The following is a 19,448-nucleotide window of genomic DNA, read 5'->3' as shown; positions in this document are numbered from 1 at the left end:
CATTGTGCATCGTCGGCGGCCCACACCCCGAGGCCAAGAGAAATGGCAATAATTGCGAATAACTTCCCAACGCACACCCCAGCCGTGAAGCCGGCCGCCCCGCCGATATCGGACGTGAGAGTTCGTGTGATGACCACCGCCATGATCGGGCCAGGTGCCACAGTCACTAAAGCGTGGGCAGTCGCGTAGGTCAACAAGGTCGTCAAGTCCATTCGGCGAGAACCCTATGACATCCCTCGGCTTGACGGACTTTCTTGANGTCGTCAAGTCCATTCGGCGAGAACCCTATGACATCCCTCGGCTTGACGGACTTTCTTGAGCATCTGCCTGACCCTGCCTCTGGCCATGAACGAGCATTTGGCCAGCCGCTTCCAACTGGGCATCGGCAGGAACAAGCAGAGCAGTGATTGTCGCTGTGTTTTTGAGCATTGCCTGATCCAATTTTAACTGTTGAAGCTGTTTGCGCAGAACGGCGACTTCGGACCGCAGGTCGGCGACTTCTTGCGCTTCATTCTTTCTGGGGCGAGCGGCGGAGAGACCCAATGCAATTTCATTGGATCCTTGATCTACACTCGCGACGACCTCGACCCCATCCGTGTATTCCGATTCATGCCGAGTGAGCCGGCAGACGGAGGCCATTTCAACCTGTCGACCGTTCTCGATTTTCCGGTCTAATTCACGGTTTGCCAGAATAATTTGCCGGAGACGCGTCATATTGCAGGGTAGGAGAATGGCATGCAGTGTTAGGATCGGAAACGCTCCTTCCAGATAGCCGAAACCAATAAAGCAGAAGTTGGCTCCGATGGCTGCCGCTCTGAGCGGCAACATGGTCCGCATCGAGAAGGCTGTCAGCGTAAACAGAACAGCCACCCAACCTAGAAGATCTGCAAGCTCCATAGAGTCTCCTATCATTCCGGATCCTTCGTTTGGCGGCCCCTGAGGTGAACAAAGGCAGCAATCACACTGGGCGCAACTCGTTTGGCATTTCCCTCCGAAGCAAGGCCTTCGCTCCGGCGTGGGAGGCCTGGCCATTATCCCGGCGCTTGCCGCTCTGGCCCGTCGCGCACCACCCCTGACAACAGCTCGCGCGCGATTTTTCGGGTAATCGCAAGGTGGAAGGTTTCGAAACTGTCGACCTCTATGACAAAAGATCCAATGCCGCCCGCGACATATTTGGCGTAGTAGTCACCGAGCCCCACATATTCCGTAGTGATTGCCAGTGCATTGATGACAACGCCCAGATCCAGCGCCCGCTTGCGCGACGGAGCCAAAGCCCCGTGGTTGGGGCGGCGTGCAAAGACACTGGCCCGCCCGTCGCCTGAGATGTCGATGATCGCGCGATCCGCACAACGGCCCGGCTGCTGGAATAGATCAAGGGCGGCGTTGATCCCGACACCGATGTCGGTACTGCCCGAAACAACTCTGGTTTCCGCGACAAGCTGCTTTGCAAAATGCCGTGCATCGGCAGCCTGTTCGATCCGGTGCCACCCGATCACCTGCGGCTTGAACGCGCTGTCTGCCCAAAATACTGCCGCCAGATCGACGGTTCCGGCAGCTTTGAGCGAGGCAAGCACCTCGGGATGGTTCAGCGCCGCATAGTACCCCGCCGTTTGCACATAGAAGTCCGCATCCGAAATACTGCCCGACGCGTCAATGGCTAGCACCAGCGCCACATCGGCACATTTGGCTTGTGTCGAAGCGGCTGTCAGGGCAAATACCACAGCCAACGCAGAAAAGTGCATGCGTTTCAAAGCGTCCTCCACATGTTAAAACCGAACATTGCCGACAGTGCACTCGAAGCGTGCGGCCTTGCGGCGCCGATGTGCCAAATACGGCTGGCCATCTTCTTGAGGGGCGCACAGCCATCGGTAACCGCAGGGCCTTCGGTGCAATCTGTAAACATGACCTAGGGTTAACTGCGCGTTGTTGCGGAATTGTTTGGAAGTTCTAGAATGCTCGCTTCTTTCCCGCGCCTAACAACGATGTCCGAAAGTGTCTGAGCGCCAGATAACACGTCGCCATTGGCCGCGAGTGTATAACAAATGCCCCGATAGCATAAATCGGCATGACTATTGCGGACAGGCATGGCAGCCGTGGGTAGGCCGTCATGCGCGACACTGCGGTAGATCAGGTTCCGCGGCTTGTGAGAAATGGCCGTGCGTTCTCCGTCATGCTTCATTCCGCGGTAAATCAGATTGGTCATTGGACAATCCTTTACTTTGTTTTGAGCGTCTGGCTGACCTCCGCCTACATGAAAGCATCATTAATAGGCAGAGCAGTAGTTGTTGCCATGTTTTCAAGCATCCGGGCTTCCGTAAGGTCAGCTCGTCACCACTCAAGCGCAGAAATCGCGTTGGAACCATAGGACTGGAACTTAAATTTGCATCGCGGCGTGGACAACGCAGGGCAGAATCACATTGTATTTTTGTATGATTCCACTCGCACGCCCTTGGACCCTGTTTCTCGTCGACGATCATCCAGTGATCGGCGCAGGTTTCGAATTGGCGACGCTGAAATCGCCGGCGTTTGATTGGGTGGGGACCGCACCAAGCCTCCCGGCGGCGGCATCGCGGCTGGAACAGCTGGAACCAGACGTTTTGATCCTCGATCTGGTGATCGGAAAAGAGATTGGTGTATTCTCGATCTCCGACTGTCGCATCGCCTGGCCGAACACCCATGTCGTCATTTTCAGCTCTATGCCAGCGACACACTTCGCGCAGGCTTGCATGGCCGAAGGCGCGTTACACTATTGCGAGAAATCCGACTCGCCCAACGAAGTCCTGTCGCAGATTGCTGGAGCACTGCGTGGAAAGTCCGTCCGGCGCCCTCAGGAGGTAACGACGGTTACCCGACCAATGACAGCGCCGCTCCAACCATTTGGCCTCACGCCTCGAGAAGTCGACCTCCTGACTTTCCTCGCAAGAGGGCAATCTGCCCGTGAAATCGCTGAACATTTCGGCAAAAGCATCAAAACCATTTCAGCACAGCGCGACACAATCCGACGAAAACTGGGGTGTCGATCGACGCGGGAAATGACTGCGCTTTTGTCGCGGCTCTTGGCGGAAAAGTGGTGAGGCTCAGGCTGAACCGTTCAGACTGGACTGTGGGCAACGGGCTTGGCGCGGTACTGGGCTATGTCCTCATCGCGCAGCTTTCTCTTCAGACGGCAAGCCTGCATCTTTCGACCGCCGCTGTCTGGCTCCCGTCCGGACTTGCCATAGCTCTGGTCGCGCATTTCGGCATCCGTGCAGCTCCTTCGGTTCTGATCGGATCGCTCATGGTCAATAACATACAGTTTTTCTCCAACGAGGCCGGAGCGGAATATTTGCCTGCCGTAGCAGCGAGCGCGACGATTGCCACAGCCAACGTGTTGGAAGCTCTGGTCGGCGGTTACGCCATAAGGCGTGTCGTCAAGGACGAGCCGCTTGCCAATCCCCGCACGACCATCATCTTTCTTGGCCTCGTAGTAGCGTTCCCAGCTGCGGTCAGTGCGGGGATCGGGACAACAGCGATATGGGCCTTCGATACTACCGATGCCGCGCCCTCCGATATCTTCGTCACATGGTACTTCGCAAATGCGACAGGCGCACTCATCGTGGTGCCGTCTGTGCTGTGGCTATTGCGGGGGGATCGTCTCCGATCTCCGCCGATCAGGCCCGCCGAGTTCATCGCGACCCTGCTTTTGCTCGTCTTCCTCCTGGAAGCCTTGGTTGGCGCCGGCTTGGTCAAGGTTCTGGCCGGATGGCCAAGTGCGTACATGATATGGCCCGCTCTTATCTTGGTCTGCTTCCGCTACGGGGAGCGCGAATTGTTCGTTGTACTGGTCCTCACCATGGCCATGGCGGTCGCCGGGACCATGCGTGGCTTTGCGGCCTTTCCTGCCGACACGGCATGGCAATCTTTGACCTTCCTCCAGGTCTTCATCGCGATCACTGCGGGTGTCTGCTATCTTCTCAAAGCCTCCCTCAACGAAGCCGCCGACTACCGATGGGAATTGCAGCGGACCGCACGGCTGAGGCTATTGTATGTCGACCGGCTGCTGGCGGAACGTGATGTGATCGATACGCTGATGGTTCACGATCTGCATTCGCCGCTATCCGGGGTTAGGGGCGCGATTGATACAGCGATTGCGACTAGGCCCAATACGCCCACAGAGTTTCAGGCGGTAGAGCGTGTCCTCAAGCTGGCCGTATCGACTTGTGATGAGATCCTGGATCGGCTGAAGGTACACCTGACTGGCGGGGCTGGAACCGCCCCCAGCGAATTATCGGTCCTCGAGACGATCGACCGTATCCTGCGGTTGCAGCGTTTGGCGATCGAACAAAAGGGCCTACTTGTCGTGAGGAAGGGAAATGCCTTCGACTCGAACGCGCCTATAAATGGTGCCTCCGCCTTTCTCGCGCTCGAAGTCGTAATCGAGAACGCGATCGCCGCATCACCCGTTGGCGGGAAGATAACAATCGACGCTCGACTTGATAATGCCGCCCTGCACTACATCGTTTCCGACGAAGGTCCCGGCATTCCCAGATCAGTTGCTAACCAGCTTTTTTCGAGACCGATCGCGACATCGAAGCGTTCTAATGGCATCGGGCTTTTTCTCGCCCAAGAGGCTTTGGAGCGCGATGGTGGCCAGATGGCGATCTTGGATGCAGTGAAGGGGGCCTCAATCTCACTGATTGTTTCGAGGTGCGGTCGCAGCGAATGACTGGAACAAGACCTATCGGTCGATTGCTGTTGAAAAATGCTGCGGTGTGTTTGAGTGTCCGCTTCGAGGAATGCTGGAGCAGCCACGCTGCAACTGCATCGGTCTCCTTTCCTGAAGGTTTTTCGACGTGGACCGCAGCGCAACGGTCGCCGCCGGGCGTTGGCGGTCCACGTTGACAAACCTCGGAAGGACGAAGCCGCGGGGGGCGAGGCGGTGCCTATGGAGAAAGAGCGCCGAGGGTGTGGTCCACATGGCCGACAAACGGCCACTGGAGTTCGGGGTGCGCAGCGACAGCCTGGCTTTTTCCGGCACTTGCCGCTGGTTTGAGCCTCGAAAACGGGCGACCGTCTGCCGAATTTGGCGATCCGGTCTGCTGCGAGCAAATCGGGCCCACGCGGGTCCCTGGCAGGCACCGGCGGCGGATCAGGCGAAGAGATGGGCGTTTCATCATGCGGCCTGCTCCCGCGGCGGTGCCCGTGATCGCGGCGTCTGCCCGCGCAGGAAGATCTCGATGATCCGCATCGGAGCGCCGCAACAGGGGCATGGTTCGCGCAGGGTCAGGGGTGCGGGCTCAGCCAGCCTGTCCGGCGCCGATGAGGGTTGCGGCACCCCGAGCAGGGCGCGGATCTTCGCGATATTGGCCCTGCGACTGGCGCTTGCCAGCAGGCCGTAATGCCGGATGCGGTGGAACCCGTCGGGCAGGACATGGATCAGGAACCGGCGGATGAACTCGTCGGTGGCGAGGCGCATCACCTTTTGCCGGTCGCCCTGCTTGATGCGGTAGTCCTTCCAGCGAAACGCCACGGTCCCGGCTTCGGCGCTGACAAGGCGGTTGTTCGATATGGCGACGCGGTGGGTGTAGCGGCTGAGATAGGCCAGAACCGCCTCGGGGCCGTCGAAGGGGGGCTTGGCATAGACCACCCATTCGGATTTGCGGAACGGGGCCAACCAGGTGGTGAAGCTGGCGGGGTCCGCAAGGTTCACCAGGTCGCCGAAGAAGGCGAGTTCCCCGGCGCGGTGCAATGCGAGAAGCCCCTCAAGAAACAGGCGCCGGAACAACCGCGACAAAACCCGCACATGCAGGAAGAAGCCCGGGCGGCAGGGCAGCCATCTTGTGCCGTCGGGTGACAGGCCGCCGCCGGGGACGATCATGTGGATGTGGGGATGGTGGGTCAGCGCCGAGCCCCAGGTGTGCAGCACCGCCGTCATGCCGAGCCGCGCGCCAAGGCGTCTGGCATCAGCGGCAAGGGTCAGAACCGTCTCGACCGAGGCGCGGAACAGCAGGTCATAGACCGCCTTCTTGTTCCAGAAGGCGATCTGCGCGATTCCGGCCGGCAGGGTGAAGACGACGTGGAAATACTCCACGGGCAGCAGATCCTCGGCGCGCGCGGCCATCCAGTCCCGCGCCGCCGGTCCCTGGCATTTGGGGCAATGCCTGTTCTTGCAGGAATTGTAGGCGATGTGCTGATGGCCGCAGCTGGCGCACCCAGCCACATGCCCGCCGAGCGCCTCAGTCCGGCAGGCCTCGATCGCCGACATCACCTTCAGCTGGGTCAGACTGACATGCCCTGCATTGGCCCGTCGCCACGCCGGACCATGGGTGCGGAAGATGTCAGCCAGTTCCAGCGATGGCCGAGGCACGCAGCCCCGGCGTCAATTCGGCCCGTCGCATCGGAGCACCCGATCCTGAACGAGCTTCATCTGTTCGAAGGGGCTGACGGTGCTCTGGATCGTCTTGGTGGCGACATGGGTATAACGCGCCGTGGTGCTGAGCTTGGCATGCCCCAGCAGCACCTGGATGATCCGCACATCGGTGTTGGCCTCGAGCAGATGAGTGGCGAAGCTGTGGCGCAGTGTGTGCAGGGTCGCTGGCTTCGTGATCCCCGCCATATCCTTGGCCGCCATGAAGGCTCGGTTCAGTTGTCGGGGAGACAGAGGCGATATCTTAGGCAGGCCTGGAAACAGCCAGCCTTCGGGCCGGGACTCAAGCCAATATAGCCGCAGCACCTCCAGCAGGCTGGGCGACAACATGGCCTGTCGGTCCTTGCTGCCCTTACCTTGGTCGACATGGATCAGCATGCGCTGGCTGTCGATGTCGCGGACCCTGAGGTTGCAGACCTCCGAGGCCCGCAGCCCCGCCCCGTAGCTGATGCCAAGGGCTGCCCGATACTTCAATCCGGGCCCCGGCACCGAGGCCAGAAGCTTTGCGACCTCCTCCACGCTCAGCACCACCGGCAACTTCCGAGGCTGGCGATGGAACTGCATGTATCGCTTCATCTCCTCGCGCCCGCAGGTGACGCCGAAAAAGAACCGCAGCGAAATGATGCGCACATTGAATGTGGTGGCCGACACCAGGTCCTTCGTCATCTGAAGCTGATAGGCCCGCAGATACTTTGGCGTGGCTGTATCCGGAGATCGCCCAAGGAAAGACGCGAAATGCTTCACGCAGCGGATGTGCCCCTGCTGAGTCTTCTCGCACAGCCCACGGATATGCATGTCCTCAATCATCCGCTGGCGCAGCGGGGTGGTCTTCTCCTCCTTCATCGAAACCTCCTGTCTGACGGGCGGGAAGATCCACATCGTCAGCCCAGAAATGCCTCACACAAAGAGCAACGCTGAATTGGGAACCGAACGCCAGCAACAGGCGCCAATGCCGCGGAGCGGCTTAGTCCTCCCGATCTTCGCATGCAGGGTCTTCACATCGATGGTCGGTTCCGGCTTGGCTTTCGGGGCTTCACCGAACACCCCGGTCGCGCCCTCGAGCAACTGGTCGCGCCACTGCTTGATCTGGTTCGGATGGACGTCGAAATCCTGTGCCAGCTTGATCATGGTCTTCTTCCCCTTGATCGCCGCCAACGCCACTTTCGCCTTAAATGCCGGGCTGTGGCTCCGGCGTGGTCGCTTGCCATGGTCGTCTCCTCGCTTGCAGCATCAAGCCGCTGTGGCGCGGAAAATCCACTTATCCCGGCTGTTCAGATTTCCGGAACCACCTCTGTCCTTCAACAGTCAGAACGCTCAGACAGATTGATGTCCCGCCCTGTGCTTCATGCCGGTGCAGAGGTGGGAAAAGTTTGCTAAAGAAATCTGGCAGGGTGTCGAACCCCATCAAAAAAGCCGAGGTTTGCAATGCGTGTCGATGTGTTCAGTGCCAAGCCCCACGATCGGTCCTTCCTGAGCCTTGCCGCAAAGGGGCAGGCGCTGGAGTTGACCTTTCACGAAGCGCGCCTGAACAGGGACACCGCCCGGCTGGCGGCAAGCGCAGAGGTCGTCTGTGCCTTCGTCAATGATGATCTGAGCGCCGAGGTAGTCGTCGAGTTGGCTGCCTTGGGCGTGCGGATGATCGCGCTGCGCTCGGCCGGTTTCAACCATGTCGATCTGATTGCGGCGCGCTCTGCCGGACTCTCGGTGGCCCGTGTGCCGGCCTATTCCCCACATGCCGTCGCCGAACATACGGTCGCGCTGATCCTTGCGCTGAATCGCAAGACGCATCGCGCCTATAATCGGGTGCGCGAAGGAAACTTTGCGCTGGATGGGCTGATGGGCTTTGACATGCATGGCAAGGTGGCAGGCATTGTCGGCACCGGGCTGATTGGAACGGTTCTGGCGCGCATCCTGCGGGGCTTTGGCTGCGAGGTTCTGGCCAGCGATCCCCAGCCCAGCGTCGAATGCGAGGCCCTGGGTGTCACTTACGTTCCCATGGAGGAGCTTCTGAGCCGCTCTGACATCATAACGCTGCAATGCCCGCTTACCCCTGCAACGCATCATCTGATCAATGACACGGCCATCTCGGCTATGAAGCCGGGTGCCATGTTGATCAATACCTCGCGCGGGGCGGTGATTGACACCCGCGACGTGACCCGCGGGCTGAAATCGGGGCAGATCGGCGCGCTTGGGCTGGATGTGTACGAAGAGGAAGGCGATCTGTTCTTCGAGGATCTTTCGGACAGTTTCATTCCTGATGATGTCTTTGCGCGGCTGCTGACCTTTCCCAATGTGCTGATCACGGGTCATCAGGGCTTTTTCACGCGTGAGGCGCTGGAGGCGATTGCCGAAACCACAATCGCCAATATTGCGGCCTTTCGGGAGAGTGGGCTGCCGCTCCATCCGGTTTCGCGTCTGGATTGAGATGCCAACCGCACTGGCTGCCCTGCCAATCATTGTTGTGGTCCTGACGATGGCCCTTCTGCACTGGCGTGCAGCGCTTGCCGGGACGGCCGGGCTTTGTGTGGCACTGGCGGTGATCTGGGGTGGCAACAGTTCTTCTGGTGGCACCGTAATGGTTGCCGGGGTCGCCGCAGAGGCCGCAAGCAGCACGCTGTCCATCCTGTGGATCATCCTGCCTGCGCTGGTGATATACGAGGTGCAGTCGCGGTCCGGCGCTTTGGAACGGATACGCCTTGCCCTGACGCGGCTCAGCGATGACCGCGCGGTTCAGGCCCTGTTGATTGCGTGGTTCTTCGGGCTGTTCATGGAAGGGGCAGCAGGGTTCGGGGCACCTGTTGCCCTGGCGGCCCCGCTTCTGGTCGGGCTTGGCTTTACGCCGGTCCGAGCCGTGACGCTGGCGCTTCTGGGTCATGCGGCCGGTGTGTCCTTCGGGGCAATCGGCACGCCGGCACTGGCGCAGATGGGCCTGCTCGGCCTGCCCGGATCGCAGGTTGCAGCGCTGACCATGACGGTGCATGCCCTCCCTCTTTGCGTACTGTCGCTTTGGGTGATGCGTCTGGCGATTGATGGGCCACTGACACGCAGGCATGTGGGGATAGCGTTGCTTGCGGCCCTGTGTTTCCTGATCCCCGCGCTGCTGCTGGCGATGCTGGCCGGGCCCGAATTGCCCACGCTGGGGGGCGCCCTGATCGGTGGGGCGCTCTTTGCCGGCGTGATGCGGTCCCGGCACCTGACGCAGAGTGATGAGGCCAAGTGGCGGTTAAGCGATCTGGCTCCGTATCTGCTGATTGTCGCGCTGGTCCTGCTGACACGGCTGGTCCCGCCGGTCCAGGGCGGCTTGTCCAGCCTGTGGTTGGGGTGGGAGTGGTCGGGCTTTTCGGGAGGTTTCGCGCCCTTCTATCACCCCGGCACCCTGCTGGCAGTGGGGTTGGCAATTGCAGCCTTGGTGACCGGGCGTGCGGCATTGTTGTGGCCGGCGCTAGGTGCAGCCCTGCACAGGCTCGCACCTGTGGCACTGGCGCTGCTGATGATGCTCGCCCTGGCGCGCTTGATGGTGCATGGTGGCCTGATTGCCCAGCTTGCCGGTGCTGCGTCACAGGCCGGGGCGCTTTGGCCGCTGCTTTCGCCGTTCATCGGCGTGCTTGGCACTTTTGTCAGTGGGTCGGCCACAGCCTCGAACATTCTGTTTACAGACTTTCAGGCCGCAACGGCGCGCGCGCTCGACCTGCCGGTGGTGTTGATGGCCGCGGCCCAAGGGGTCGGGGCAGCCATCGGAAATGCGATTGCGCCACACAACATCATTGCGGGCGCAGCGACCGTCGGCCTTTCAGGACGTGACGGAGAGGTGTTGGCCCGCACCCTGATGCCGGTTTTGACCTACACCGCCTGTGCCGGGATCATTGTATTCATCGGATCACATCTGTTCTGACATTGTTTGGCATCAACAAAAAAGTAATTGGTAGCATCGCCGCGGAAGACGCCAAGTTTGCCGGGTCGAAAAGTGACCATGAAAGCTCTGTCTAGCCAGATATTCCATGTACTTCACCTGCATTGATCAGTTTTCCACCCACACTCGCGTGCTGAAACGTCGAGGGCTGATCCACCGAACGTCTAGAACGTGCTGACTGCGCTAATGCGCCGCAAGCCGAGTGGGTAGGTCGCGGGCCAGCGCGCACCGAGGAGACTGGGCTTATGCCGATCGGGTATTGTTGGCAGAACCAAATCCACTTCGCGTCGCATGCCATGGACCATACAGACGGAACACGAGCTTACGACCGCATTCGAGATATGGCTTCATGGCTGGGAAATCCAACTGTCCCTCCAGCAGGTGTTCAAAGGTGACAAAACTGCACAGTGCCACTCCGCCGCGCATCAAGGCCGAAGTCTCATGCTGCATGAACGGCCCCGGTAGTACGGCGAGCTCGACTTGTGATGCGGCAAAGACACCTCCAAGCCTATGAAAAGCCAACTCCTTGACCTTTCGACACTTGGCGAAATCATCGAGATGGCGCTCAGCGATCATGCAAGCTTCAACCAGATCCGCACTCTGCACGGGCTAGGGCCAGACGAGGTAAAGGCATTGATGCGACAAAGCCTGAAATCCGGCAGCTATCGCGCCTGGCGCAGACGTGTGCGCGCTTTTGCCGACCGGCGCGAATTTTCAAATGAAGGCTGACTCCCATCCCTGGGCCTGCGATCTGTCGCAGTTGTATGCCGAGGTATGGGCACGCCTGACCCGCGGTGTTCACGACCGGCATGCCCCGGCCCGGCACCCGAAATTGGCTACTGTTTTTCCAGGAGGCAGGCCGAAGGCTTACGCGGTCGTCCTGCGCGCGGCCTACAAGTCGGCGGGCACGCTGGATATTCATACCGATCTGCGGTCAGCCAAGGTCGGAGATTTGCGCGTCACACCTTTTGCAGCGTTCATGTGTGGGACGCCTCGGCCCATCTGCAACTGCGGCTGGAGGTTCACGTCACACTTCTGACCGGTCCGGATGTGGCGGCGATCTGGGCGAGCGTGCCGGCAGGTTCGCGATTGTCTTACGGCAGCAACCCGGCACCCGGCCAGCCCATCGCACAAGCGCTGGATTACACGAAAGCCGCCGAACCGGCGTCCTTTGTCATCTTGCGGCTCGCGGTGGCAACCGTAGACGCCTTGCATCTTGGCCCGTACCATCGCCGCGCATGGTTTGACCGCGACGATGATTGGGCGGGGATGTGGCTTGCACCCTGAGATTCGCAACGCTTGAAACGGCGGCTTTCACAGCGACTGCACGCTTCAGGCTATGGCGTTGCGCAGCGCGGCCATCGCTTCGCCATCAACGATCAAACGCACTCCAAGCGTGCCGGTCCCGGACAGAACCGGCCGCTTGCGCAGGCAGATGTCCAACGCCTCGATCTGGGGATACCCGGCGCAGGCTTCGACGATGCATGTCACCAGCCGCTCTTGAGTCTCATAGTGGTGGGCACGCGCCAGCGTGTCGATGTGCCGGATCAACGGATCATAGTCGAACACAAGCGCCATTTCATCCCGCGGAACCATCACCAGATGCGGCGCAATCGTCAGGGTCAGATCCAGCAGATGCGCATCTGGTACAACATCATCCGGACCGTAAGTCCCGATCCGCACAGCGATCTGCAGGTCTTTCAGTTCGACGTAACTCTGTGATGGCAAGGCCAGGCCTCCGTTTTCTGTTCGGGGTGCAGGAACGGCCGGACAAGGCCGCGTCACCCACACGGAAATCATACTTGCGCGTCATCATCCAGTGCTGCTTCGCCCGCAGCGGTTGGACCCAGCTTCAGAAGCTGCTGTGTCAGCAGGGCTTTGTAGCGCCTCTGGCGTCTACGGGCCTTCGCACCGGACGCGCGCCAACCCTCACGCTTGTCCTGCACAAGCTCTTCCAGATCGGCGGCGACCGATATCTTTCCTGCGTCAGATGGTGACGTTCGCTTGGACATAAACAGACTATAGATGCCCCCTGTCAGTCGGCAAGCACGGCGCATCCGATATCAAGGACGGCGACCGCCGTTGTGATCGGCAGCCACACCCAACTTCTGGCTGTTTTGCCACATCCCGTGCAGATGAAACAGCAATGCGTCTGCCTATATCTGAGACATCAGAAATGAAATGAAACGCCATGAAACACAGTCACGACTTCACAGCTGACACCCTGAACATCCACCACGCGCCGACCGGCATTAATGACCGAATTGCACTCGGTGTGGTCAAGACGATGCGGGTTTTCGCGGATCGGTTCTTCGCAAAACGCTATGGGCACCGCGCCGTGGTGCTTGAAACCGTCGCCGCAGTTCCGGGGATGGTTGGCGGCCTGCTGCAGCACCTTCGCGCGATCCGGCACATTCGCGACGATCAGGGCTGGATCAAGGAATTGATCGAAGAGGCGGACAACGAGCGCATGCACCTGATGACCTTCATCCAGATTGCGCAGCCAAGTCGGCTGGAGCGAACGCTCATCATGGTGGCGCAGGCCGTGTTCTATAACCTGTACTTCTTTCTCTACCTCCTGGCGCCCAAGACGGCCCACCGGGTTGTCGGTTACCTCGAGGAAGAGGCGGTGATCAGCTACACCCATTACCTCGAAGAGATCGATTCCGGTCGGGTTGAAAACGTACCGGCACCGCAGATTGCGCTAAAGTACTGGAACTTGCCGTCGACCGCGCGGCTGCGCGATGTGGTGATCGTCGTGCGCGCAGATGAGGCGCATCACCGCGACACCAACCATCACTTCGCCAACCAGATCGCCAAAGGCGCACATTCCTGAGCTGAGTGCGCAGGTGCGGTTGCCTGAATGCGATCGGGAGACCCCAGCGATCAAGCCGAAGTCGCTGATCACAGAAGTTCAAAGGAATTGCAGCCATGCTTGATGTGGAAATGATCCGCCGCGACTTTCCAATTCTGTCGCGGCGGGTCAATGGCAAGCCATTGGTTTATCTGGACAACGGCGCTTCGGCCCAGAAGCCGCAAGTCGTTATTGATGCCATCTCCACCGCCTATTCTCAGGGATACGCCAATGTGCATCGCGGTCTGCATACCCTTGACGGATTTAATTTGATCACGGTGCAAGGTACCACGCCCGACAAAGCCCCGATTTTCTCTTTCTCGATGCAGGGCGCGGCGCATCCGCATGACATATCGACCATCCTCGACAAGAAGGGGGTCGCGGTGCGTGCAGACCAGCACTGCGCCGGGCGGTTGATGGCGCACTTGGGGTTGAATGCCACCTGCCGCGCCTCGTTCGCCGTGTACAACACAAGTGCCGAGGTTGACGTGTTTATAGATGCGCTGGAGCTGGCGCATGACTTGTTTGCCTGACCGCCGTCGAACGACCCTGATCAGTTGACCAGAACAGGTGCTGCGCCGATGAAGCTGCGATCCTCGATTTGCTTGACAAGGAAATCCGCGACATTCGCGCGGGCAATGATCCCGTTCCGCCATTCAGATGGTTCGCGAAGGACCTTGTATCGCCCTGTTCGTGGACCATTTAACAGCACGCCCGGCCGCGCAATCGTCCAATCAAGACCGCTTTCCTTGATGAGCTTCTCCTGACGGCTCTTGTCGTCATAGGCGCGACCAAACACAATCTTGAAGGGAATTCTTTGCAACGGGGCAATACTTGCTTGGCTATCCCCGGCTCCAAAGCCCGTGATGCAAATCAGGCGATTGACGCTCTTGTCTTTCATAGCTGCTATCAGAACACGCGTCGCCTCAGAGAACAGATGCACCGGCCTGAACAAATCTCCCAAACCGACGCCGAGCGTTACGATGACCGCATCAACTCCGGCAAGTGCAGCCTCTACATCTTGCTGTTTCAAAGCGTCACCCTGCACCTTTCCCAATTTCGCATCAGACAGATTTATTGATGTTGCGGATCGTGCCAAAGCGCGCACGTCATATCCTGCGGCGAGCGCTTGACGTGTTGTTTCAAGACCAATGCCTTTGCTGGCACCAATGATCAATATCCGCATGTTGTATTACCCCGCTTCGGTGTAGCAATTGAATCTTTCGCTCGAATTTCGATCAGTTCTCCATCGGGTATTGTTGAAATACCTTGCCCCAAATCTTTCCCAAGGTGCCTTCGCTAACCATCTTCAATTTCAACTTGTGACCGGTAAGTAGCAAAAATCAATCATGTTCGCCATCAGAGCGACGCCCCGCACCGCGCATGAACAGTTTAGGTCGCTTTGCAGCAACTGTAAAAGTTGCCACGGTGACGGCCGCTGCTGCAATGAGAACGGAGTGTCCAAGGATGCTTGCAGCCAGAAAAGTATAACTTCCGATCGCGACCGAAAAACTGACTGCCCACATTAAGCCCAACACCTGCAGCACATAGTGCCGGACGCTGACATCAGGAATATGCCTCAGCGGGCTTACGTTGTGGTCAAACACAAAGTTCCACGCGTGGATGATGAAGGTTTTTACGTTTGTAATCATGGCATTGGTTCCGTCTCTGGGTGAAAAGGCATAACCGCAGGCCACGCTTATTCTGCGCTCATGCATCAAGATAGCGTTGAAGCGCCGTGGTTCCAGCCGGGTGGATCAAGTTAGGCAAAGATTGGGGCTATAATGAAGGCACATCTTTGCGTGATTTGCGCTGGTCTGTCGTAGGCCATGCAGTCAGCTGAGTGGCATACGGGTCGAGCTTGCTGGGACGATCCGGCGTCTGAAACGCAGGTTCAACAATCCCCTCCCGCAAATACTTCTTGATTGTGTTGCGCGCGATGACTGCGCGCCGCGCGATCTCCCGAATGGGAATCTTGTCTCGCAGCGCCCATGTCCTGATAACCTTCAAAAGTCCCATGTCGATCACTCCATATGCCCCCAGCTGGTTCAAGCCGGGGCAAGCTTGCATATGGGTCAATTCTCAGTGGCAACTTTGGCCCCTGCCGGGTCAAATCTCAGTGGCAATCAACATCCTTGCCCGGTTCACCGAAGTGGAAAGCGGGCGCAAGGCAGACCGACCGGAACTGGCCAAGGCGCTGCTCCAGGCCAAGGTTACTGGGGCGACGCTGGTGATTGCCAAGCTGGACCGGCTCTCACGCAATGCGGCGTTCCTCCTTGCCCTGCGCGACAGTGGGGTGAGGTTTGACGCCGTCGACATGCCAGAGGCTAATGGCCTGACGGTCGGCACCATGGCATTGGTAGCGCAGGCCGAGCGTGAGGCGACCTCGCGGTGGACGAAGGAAGCGTTGGCCGTCGCAAAAGCGCGGGGTGTGAAGCTGGGCAATCCGAGCGGGGCGGCGGTTCTGAAGGGGGTCGGCAAGGGCGGTGTGGCGCTGCGGAAGGTGGTCGCGGCGAATGCGGCCGCGTTTGCTGAAGATCTGGCACGGGTGCTAGATGACATCCGGGCTGCTGGTCACGTTTCGCTTCGTGCAATCGCGGTGGAGCTGACCGCACGCGGGATCCGGACGCGGCGCGGAGGGCACTGGAGCGTCGGGAATGTGCGGGGGTTGCAGGAGCGACTGGCAGGGCTCCAAGTTACGCAGAGCCCGCGTTAGCCGAGAACAAAACACGTTGCCTGATCCGTCGCTGAAAAAAATGGGAATAATGCTTCGGTTTCGGCGTTTTTCAAAGCTATTTCTCAGACTACACAATTTAGTTTTCCGATGTAATATGAAAAATTGGGCATGCCATTTTGGCCAGTACGGTCCCCTTACAGCAGAAAGCAGCCTGTCTGCTGACGAAACAGGTCGACTACGGGGGTAGCCCGCACCGCGCGAGGGGTTGTCCCGCTCAAGATGTCTACCGCCCGGACAGGGATGGCGCGCTGCGGGTCTATGAGCCGAGCCATGGCTGCGCCAAATCCGCGGTTCAATCGCACCGCATCATCGCGCCCGCGCTGGATGAGATGGATCTGATAAATCAGGCCAAGATACTTGTCTGCGCCATCATCCACAGGCAGTGCAGTGAAGCCGTGGTGCTGGAGAGCTCGGCCACGGTTGTCAGGGGCGTCTCGGGAGCAACGGTCACGAGATTGCGCGACATGATATCGCCCGCTCTCAATAGTCCTGTGTGATGACTGGTGATTCGTTCTCATCCGACGGCCAGGTTATACATCAGCACAAGGACTGTTTTCGGAAAACGGCTCAGTATCTTGAGGAACGCTGGATTAGGTCCTCGCAGCAAACGGAAGCACAATCTATGGTTGAATAGCATGCGCTTCACGCCGTTTCGTTAGAGATTGTGGTTGAAATGTGGCATTAATTTGGCGTTCAGCTTCATGGTGCCATCAAATGTTTACACAGTGTTCCAAGCTCAGTCTTCAGACAGGCATAAAAGCTCTGTCTTTTCCGGGTTCATTCGCCTCAACCTTTACCGAGGTGTTGAGCGACCGCAGACCATCCGCTGCGCAGTCCGGAGCTTTCAGCATGCCGGGCAAACCGGTTGGCTTCACCCGCAATAAGGGTGCCTGCAAGCGCAGACGTGCCGCCTCACCGTTGCCGTTCGGTACGTTCGTGCCTTTGCACCGCAATCCGGGCCACTTGCCCGAAGCAGTAATGATGGCCGGGTAATCACCCAACGTTAATAACTGAAAAAAAAGAAGATTTTTGAAATGTCAGTCCTAAATGACCTAGCGACAAGCGCTTGTCATGCAAGTGTTTGTGTCATTCTGATCGCGACCGGGTCAGCTCACGCGGCTACGGTACAAATGGAGGCCGTTCCGGTGCCGAGGGGGGGTGCCATCGCCCAGAACTTTCTCGACTCGCATGGGGACAATATAAGTCTGCTTGCAACCGGAAACGGTGCATCCTGTGTGGCGAGCCAGACCTTGCCCATCGCATCGTCGGTCTATGTCGAAGCCAACGGGACAAATGTCGATTTCAAGGATGTGATCCGCAGTCCTGCCACTTCGATCCAGGCCATCGCCCGTCCAGGGCGCGCGGTAGGTTTTCGTATTCAGCTGAAGTACTCTCCGGATCCCGCTGAACCCATCAGCCTCAACATCGGGGGGCAGATGCAAAACCTTGCAGCCAGTCTTGAAGCCAGCAGCGACAGTCTTTGGCTGACCGGCAGCGATGCCGAGATGCTTGCTGAAGCGCTGCGGCGAGGTGATATCCCGCAACTGAGTGCGACTTCAAGCGACAGCGGCCATCTTGTCATCGATCAGATCACAGCACCGGATATGGCCGGCATGGATGCGTGCCGCGTCACGCTCGACGCGTTGCTCCGTGCGCAAGAACTGAGCGAGGCTGGCGTGGCCGGTCTCTCAGCGCCTCTCGGTGCCACCCCGCTTGCGCGCGGCAATCAGGATGACGGTGCTCCGGCACTGATAGGCCCGTCACTGACCGGACACACACTGCACGACATGGCGGGGCGTGATCCGCAAAACGCTGTCGTGCTGGTCTCAGCAGACAATGCCCCGTCCGAGCCCGTGCTACCCGAGTCGGTCACAGGTTTGCGGTTGGAATTCGTGGCGCGGCCAGATCCGGCGACGCGCATAGCGCCAAACGCGCTCGAAAAATGCCGGATGCGCGACATACCTGAGAGTGTCTATCTCGGACGCCTGACATCGGTCACCGGCTTTTTCTCGCAGACGCAGGATGTCTATGTCGCTTTTGACGAACAGGGGATGGTTCAGCGCGCCTATATCCCCGGCATCTTCGACTCTGAGCTGCGCCCGGAAGGCGGCAGCGCCCGCGTGAGCCTTGCTGCGGATACCAATCTTCCAGACCAGACCAATAAGGTGAAGGGGTGCCTTGGCGATGCGGTGATGGAAGCACCGGTCTGCGTTTCGTCTGAAAAGGGCAGCGACCTCTACACCATCGCCGAATGCGGAGTGCTGGGAACATCTGAATCGCGTGGGGATCTGGCACCGTATCTCGAGGTGCTGGGGCTTTCCGGTCCGACCGGGTCGAGCCCGCTGCTGGCGTTAACCAACCCGGGCAGCGCAGCGGCCACCGGGTTGGACGCGGGCAGCCTCCGGACGGGCTTTGGCCTGTCGGGCTTCGGCAGCAGCAGCGGCTTTGGACTGGGTCGTGGCAGAACGCAGCCGCGCAATTTTGGCAACGTGCCGGGGTCGGGCTTCGATGACGGCCCAGGCGGCGGTTTGCCGGGCGGCGAGGGTGACGGCGGGCATGATGATGGCAGTGATATTTCTCCCGTTCCGCTGCCTGCCGGCATCTGGCTCATGCTGGGAGCATTGACAGGGATGTCCGGTCTTGCCGCCATGTCGCGGCGTCGGCAAGGGCTGCTGCCTGTTGCATTGCGCGAGCCCGGGGCTGATCCGGGTGAAAAGAAACAGGCAATCTAACCTTTCCGACTGGTCGAAAGACCAAGGCTCAATTAAAAGCAAAATGCGGAAGCTGAAACAGGGTCTTCGGACGGAGGCTCCTTTGGCGCTGCAGCGGCAGATTTTCGAAAGAACTTGCACAGGCCATGAATGTCGATCGACTGATCAGCTGTTTGCTTCCGTTTGCGTTTTTTGTGCTGATAGCAGCCGTGCCGGCGGCCGCATGCACACTGCCGACAGGTGCGGCTGACCTGACACGACAACTGGTCGTAAACATCAATCAAGAGCGTGCCCGCGCGGGCTTGCGGCCCTTTCGTCTGTCTGGACTGCTGAGCGATGTCGCACAACGGCATGCGTGCGAGAATGCCAGTCAGAACCGGCTCAGCCACAGAGGAACGGATGGCAGCTCTCCCGGCACGCGCGCACTGCGCGTTGGCTACGACTTTCGTCATGTCACAGAGAACGTGGCGCTAGGTCACGCAACACCCGATGGAGTGCTAAGAGCTTGGTTATTCTCGTCATCGCACCGGCAAAACATTTTTGATCCGCGCACCGTCGACTTGGGGGTTGCTGTCGCAGTGGGGCAGGATGGTCGGCTTCACTGGGTCATGAACGGGGGCGCGCTCTAACAGGCTGCTGAAAAAGGATTTTGACCCCACCTCTTGGCGAAAACTGTTCCGTCTTTGACCCAGAACCGCCCGGAATCGGCGTTCTACGTGCCGTTTCTGGACAGATTTCCCGGTTTCCGGCACCTAGTCGAGGCGCTTCAGCACTTTTTCAGCGGCCTGCTCTCATGATCGCTGTCAACCCCTTGTTTCATAGCAAATAAT

The 19,448-nt window shown here is 59.2% G+C and carries 22 protein-coding genes and 3 pseudogenes; 13 read left to right on the top strand and 12 right to left on the bottom strand.

The window, feature by feature from the left end:
- The 4 genes from EEB11_RS19845 to EEB11_RS18430 all read right to left on the bottom strand — a co-directional run.
- A partial coding sequence (locus EEB11_RS19845; RefSeq protein WP_435531123.1) for a hypothetical protein occupies nucleotides 1–212 on the bottom strand: 212 nt, incomplete at its 3' end.
- Between the two features lie 73 nt (nucleotides 213–285).
- On the bottom strand, nucleotides 286–897 hold the full coding sequence (locus EEB11_RS18440) for a hypothetical protein (RefSeq protein WP_135433943.1): 612 nt from the start codon (nucleotides 895–897) through the stop codon (nucleotides 286–288).
- 134 nt (nucleotides 898–1,031) lie between these two features.
- On the bottom strand, nucleotides 1,032–1,742 hold the full coding sequence (locus EEB11_RS18435; protein ID WP_135433941.1) for a DUF1194 domain-containing protein: 711 nt from the start codon (nucleotides 1,740–1,742) through the stop codon (nucleotides 1,032–1,034).
- 170 nt (nucleotides 1,743–1,912) lie between these two features.
- Complete coding sequence (locus tag EEB11_RS18430) at nucleotides 1,913–2,203, bottom strand: DUF4278 domain-containing protein (RefSeq protein ID WP_135433939.1); 291 nt, start codon at nucleotides 2,201–2,203, stop codon at nucleotides 1,913–1,915.
- A gap of 226 nt (nucleotides 2,204–2,429) precedes the next feature.
- Between EEB11_RS18430 and EEB11_RS18425 the strand changes: the two genes are divergently transcribed.
- On the top strand, nucleotides 2,430–3,074 hold the full coding sequence (locus EEB11_RS18425; RefSeq protein WP_135433937.1) for a response regulator: 645 nt from the start codon (nucleotides 2,430–2,432) through the stop codon (nucleotides 3,072–3,074).
- Nucleotides 3,014–4,705 carry a sensor histidine kinase gene (locus EEB11_RS18420; RefSeq protein ID WP_135433935.1) on the top strand — a complete coding sequence of 564 codons (1,692 nt, stop codon included), beginning with the start codon at nucleotides 3,014–3,016 and terminating at the stop codon, nucleotides 4,703–4,705. The genes EEB11_RS18425 and EEB11_RS18420 overlap by 61 nt, the downstream gene beginning before the upstream one ends.
- A 447-nt stretch (nucleotides 4,706–5,152) precedes the next feature.
- On the opposite strand, the gene EEB11_RS18415 is transcribed toward EEB11_RS18420, so the two are convergent.
- The 3 genes and pseudogenes from EEB11_RS18415 to EEB11_RS18405 all read right to left on the bottom strand — a co-directional run.
- The gene (locus tag EEB11_RS18415; protein WP_135433933.1) at nucleotides 5,153–6,346 is read right to left on the bottom strand and encodes an IS91 family transposase; all 1,194 of its coding nucleotides are present in this window, start codon (nucleotides 6,344–6,346) and stop codon (nucleotides 5,153–5,155) included.
- Between the two features lie 12 nt (nucleotides 6,347–6,358).
- The gene (locus EEB11_RS18410; protein ID WP_135433931.1) at nucleotides 6,359–7,249 is read right to left on the bottom strand and encodes a tyrosine-type recombinase/integrase; all 891 of its coding nucleotides are present in this window, start codon (nucleotides 7,247–7,249) and stop codon (nucleotides 6,359–6,361) included.
- Nucleotides 7,250–7,378: 129 nt separating this feature from the next.
- Nucleotides 7,379–7,609, bottom strand: a pseudogene (locus tag EEB11_RS18405) (transposase); the annotation flags it as partial.
- A 222-nt stretch (nucleotides 7,610–7,831) separates the two neighbouring features.
- Between EEB11_RS18405 and EEB11_RS18400 the strand changes: the two are divergent.
- The 5 genes from EEB11_RS18400 (at nucleotide 7,832) to EEB11_RS20140 (ending at nucleotide 11,603) form a co-directional block, all read left to right on the top strand.
- A complete protein-coding gene (locus EEB11_RS18400; protein ID WP_135433929.1) occupies nucleotides 7,832–8,830 on the top strand; it encodes a 2-hydroxyacid dehydrogenase in 999 nt (332 codons plus the stop codon).
- 1 nt (nucleotide 8,831) lies between these two features.
- Nucleotides 8,832–10,298: an L-lactate permease gene (locus tag EEB11_RS18395; RefSeq protein WP_135433927.1), complete on the top strand. Its 1,467-nt coding sequence runs from the start codon at nucleotides 8,832–8,834 to the stop codon at nucleotides 10,296–10,298.
- A gap of 528 nt (nucleotides 10,299–10,826) precedes the next feature.
- Nucleotides 10,827–11,045: a DUF2805 domain-containing protein gene (locus EEB11_RS18390; RefSeq protein WP_135433925.1), complete on the top strand. Its 219-nt coding sequence runs from the start codon at nucleotides 10,827–10,829 to the stop codon at nucleotides 11,043–11,045.
- Nucleotides 11,035–11,355, top strand: coding sequence for a pyridoxamine 5'-phosphate oxidase family protein (locus EEB11_RS20145; RefSeq protein WP_245299001.1), 321 nt, complete (start codon nucleotides 11,035–11,037; stop codon nucleotides 11,353–11,355). The genes EEB11_RS18390 and EEB11_RS20145 overlap by 11 nt, the downstream gene beginning before the upstream one ends.
- Nucleotides 11,298–11,603 carry a hypothetical protein gene (locus EEB11_RS20140; protein ID WP_245299002.1) on the top strand — a complete coding sequence of 102 codons (306 nt, stop codon included), beginning with the start codon at nucleotides 11,298–11,300 and terminating at the stop codon, nucleotides 11,601–11,603. The genes EEB11_RS20145 and EEB11_RS20140 overlap by 58 nt, the downstream gene beginning before the upstream one ends.
- A gap of 45 nt (nucleotides 11,604–11,648) precedes the next feature.
- On the opposite strand, the gene EEB11_RS18380 is transcribed toward EEB11_RS20140, so the two are convergent.
- Complete coding sequence (locus EEB11_RS18380) at nucleotides 11,649–12,044, bottom strand: dihydroneopterin aldolase (protein ID WP_135433923.1); 396 nt, start codon at nucleotides 12,042–12,044, stop codon at nucleotides 11,649–11,651.
- Between the two features lie 68 nt (nucleotides 12,045–12,112).
- Nucleotides 12,113–12,328 (bottom strand): hypothetical protein, encoded by a 216-nt coding sequence (locus EEB11_RS18375; protein ID WP_135433921.1) that lies wholly within the window; start codon nucleotides 12,326–12,328, stop codon nucleotides 12,113–12,115.
- A 179-nt stretch (nucleotides 12,329–12,507) separates the two neighbouring features.
- Here EEB11_RS18375 and EEB11_RS18370 point away from each other — a divergent pair, with 179 nt between their 5' ends.
- The 3 genes and pseudogenes from EEB11_RS18370 to EEB11_RS20495 all read left to right on the top strand — a co-directional run.
- Complete coding sequence (locus EEB11_RS18370; protein WP_135433919.1) at nucleotides 12,508–13,152, top strand: alternative oxidase; 645 nt, start codon at nucleotides 12,508–12,510, stop codon at nucleotides 13,150–13,152.
- Between the two features lie 95 nt (nucleotides 13,153–13,247).
- Nucleotides 13,248–13,376 (top strand): annotated as a pseudogene (locus EEB11_RS20500) (cysteine desulfurase); the annotation flags it as partial.
- 60 nt (nucleotides 13,377–13,436) lie between these two features.
- Nucleotides 13,437–13,703 (top strand): annotated as a pseudogene (locus EEB11_RS20495) (aminotransferase class V-fold PLP-dependent enzyme); the annotation flags it as partial.
- A gap of 20 nt (nucleotides 13,704–13,723) precedes the next feature.
- Here the strand turns inward: EEB11_RS20495 and EEB11_RS18360 are convergent.
- The 3 genes from EEB11_RS18360 to EEB11_RS18350 all read right to left on the bottom strand — a co-directional run bounded on the left by EEB11_RS18360 (nucleotide 13,724) and on the right by EEB11_RS18350 (nucleotide 15,189).
- Nucleotides 13,724–14,356, bottom strand: coding sequence for an NAD(P)-dependent oxidoreductase (locus tag EEB11_RS18360; protein WP_135433915.1), 633 nt, complete (start codon nucleotides 14,354–14,356; stop codon nucleotides 13,724–13,726).
- Nucleotides 14,357–14,513: 157 nt separating this feature from the next.
- Complete coding sequence (locus tag EEB11_RS18355) at nucleotides 14,514–14,822, bottom strand: hypothetical protein (protein WP_167852812.1); 309 nt, start codon at nucleotides 14,820–14,822, stop codon at nucleotides 14,514–14,516.
- Nucleotides 14,823–14,949: 127 nt separating this feature from the next.
- The gene (locus EEB11_RS18350) at nucleotides 14,950–15,189 is read right to left on the bottom strand and encodes a hypothetical protein (protein ID WP_245299000.1); all 240 of its coding nucleotides are present in this window, start codon (nucleotides 15,187–15,189) and stop codon (nucleotides 14,950–14,952) included.
- 100 nt (nucleotides 15,190–15,289) lie between these two features.
- On the opposite strand from EEB11_RS18350, the gene EEB11_RS18345 reads away from it, so the two are divergent.
- The 3 genes from EEB11_RS18345 (at nucleotide 15,290) to EEB11_RS20410 (ending at nucleotide 19,247) form a co-directional block, all read left to right on the top strand.
- A complete protein-coding gene (locus EEB11_RS18345) occupies nucleotides 15,290–15,886 on the top strand; it encodes a recombinase family protein (protein ID WP_245298999.1) in 597 nt (198 codons plus the stop codon).
- A 1,256-nt stretch (nucleotides 15,887–17,142) separates the two neighbouring features.
- Entirely contained in the window at nucleotides 17,143–18,639 is a 1,497-nt protein-coding gene (locus EEB11_RS18340; RefSeq protein ID WP_135433911.1) for a VPLPA-CTERM sorting domain-containing protein, read from the top strand.
- 125 nt (nucleotides 18,640–18,764) lie between these two features.
- Complete coding sequence (locus EEB11_RS20410; protein WP_135433909.1) at nucleotides 18,765–19,247, top strand: CAP domain-containing protein; 483 nt, start codon at nucleotides 18,765–18,767, stop codon at nucleotides 19,245–19,247.
- Nucleotides 19,248–19,448: the final 201 nt, after the last annotated feature.

The sequence above is a fragment of the Pseudotabrizicola sediminis genome (genome assembly GCF_004745575.1).
In the GTDB taxonomy this organism is placed as follows: domain Bacteria; phylum Pseudomonadota; class Alphaproteobacteria; order Rhodobacterales; family Rhodobacteraceae; genus Pseudotabrizicola; species Pseudotabrizicola sediminis.
Note: the sequence above shows the minus strand (reverse complement) of the source record. Positions and strands in the feature narration are given on the sequence as shown.

Coding starts and splice junctions, on each gene's coding strand:
- EEB11_RS18440 (WP_135433943.1), bottom strand. CDS start 897: ATGGAGCTTGCAGATCTTCTAGGTTGGGTGGCTGTTCTGTTTACGCTG.
- EEB11_RS18435 (WP_135433941.1), bottom strand. CDS start 1,742: ATGCACTTTTCTGCGTTGGCTGTGGTATTTGCCCTGACAGCCGCTTCG.
- EEB11_RS18430 (WP_135433939.1), bottom strand. CDS start 2,203: ATGACCAATCTGATTTACCGCGGAATGAAGCATGACGGAGAACGCACG.
- EEB11_RS18425 (WP_135433937.1), top strand. CDS start 2,430: ATGATTCCACTCGCACGCCCTTGGACCCTGTTTCTCGTCGACGATCAT.
- EEB11_RS18410 (WP_135433931.1), bottom strand. CDS start 7,249: ATGAAGGAGGAGAAGACCACCCCGCTGCGCCAGCGGATGATTGAGGAC.
- EEB11_RS18400 (WP_135433929.1), top strand. CDS start 7,832: ATGCGTGTCGATGTGTTCAGTGCCAAGCCCCACGATCGGTCCTTCCTG.
- EEB11_RS18395 (WP_135433927.1), top strand. CDS start 8,832: ATGCCAACCGCACTGGCTGCCCTGCCAATCATTGTTGTGGTCCTGACG.
- EEB11_RS18390 (WP_135433925.1), top strand. CDS start 10,827: ATGAAAAGCCAACTCCTTGACCTTTCGACACTTGGCGAAATCATCGAG.
- EEB11_RS20145 (WP_245299001.1), top strand. CDS start 11,035: ATGAAGGCTGACTCCCATCCCTGGGCCTGCGATCTGTCGCAGTTGTAT.
- EEB11_RS18375 (WP_135433921.1), bottom strand. CDS start 12,328: ATGTCCAAGCGAACGTCACCATCTGACGCAGGAAAGATATCGGTCGCC.
- EEB11_RS18370 (WP_135433919.1), top strand. CDS start 12,508: ATGAAACACAGTCACGACTTCACAGCTGACACCCTGAACATCCACCAC.
- EEB11_RS18360 (WP_135433915.1), bottom strand. CDS start 14,356: ATGCGGATATTGATCATTGGTGCCAGCAAAGGCATTGGTCTTGAAACA.
- EEB11_RS18355 (WP_167852812.1), bottom strand. CDS start 14,822: ATGATTACAAACGTAAAAACCTTCATCATCCACGCGTGGAACTTTGTG.
- EEB11_RS18350 (WP_245299000.1), bottom strand. CDS start 15,189: ATGGGACTTTTGAAGGTTATCAGGACATGGGCGCTGCGAGACAAGATT.
- EEB11_RS20410 (WP_135433909.1), top strand. CDS start 18,765: ATGAATGTCGATCGACTGATCAGCTGTTTGCTTCCGTTTGCGTTTTTT.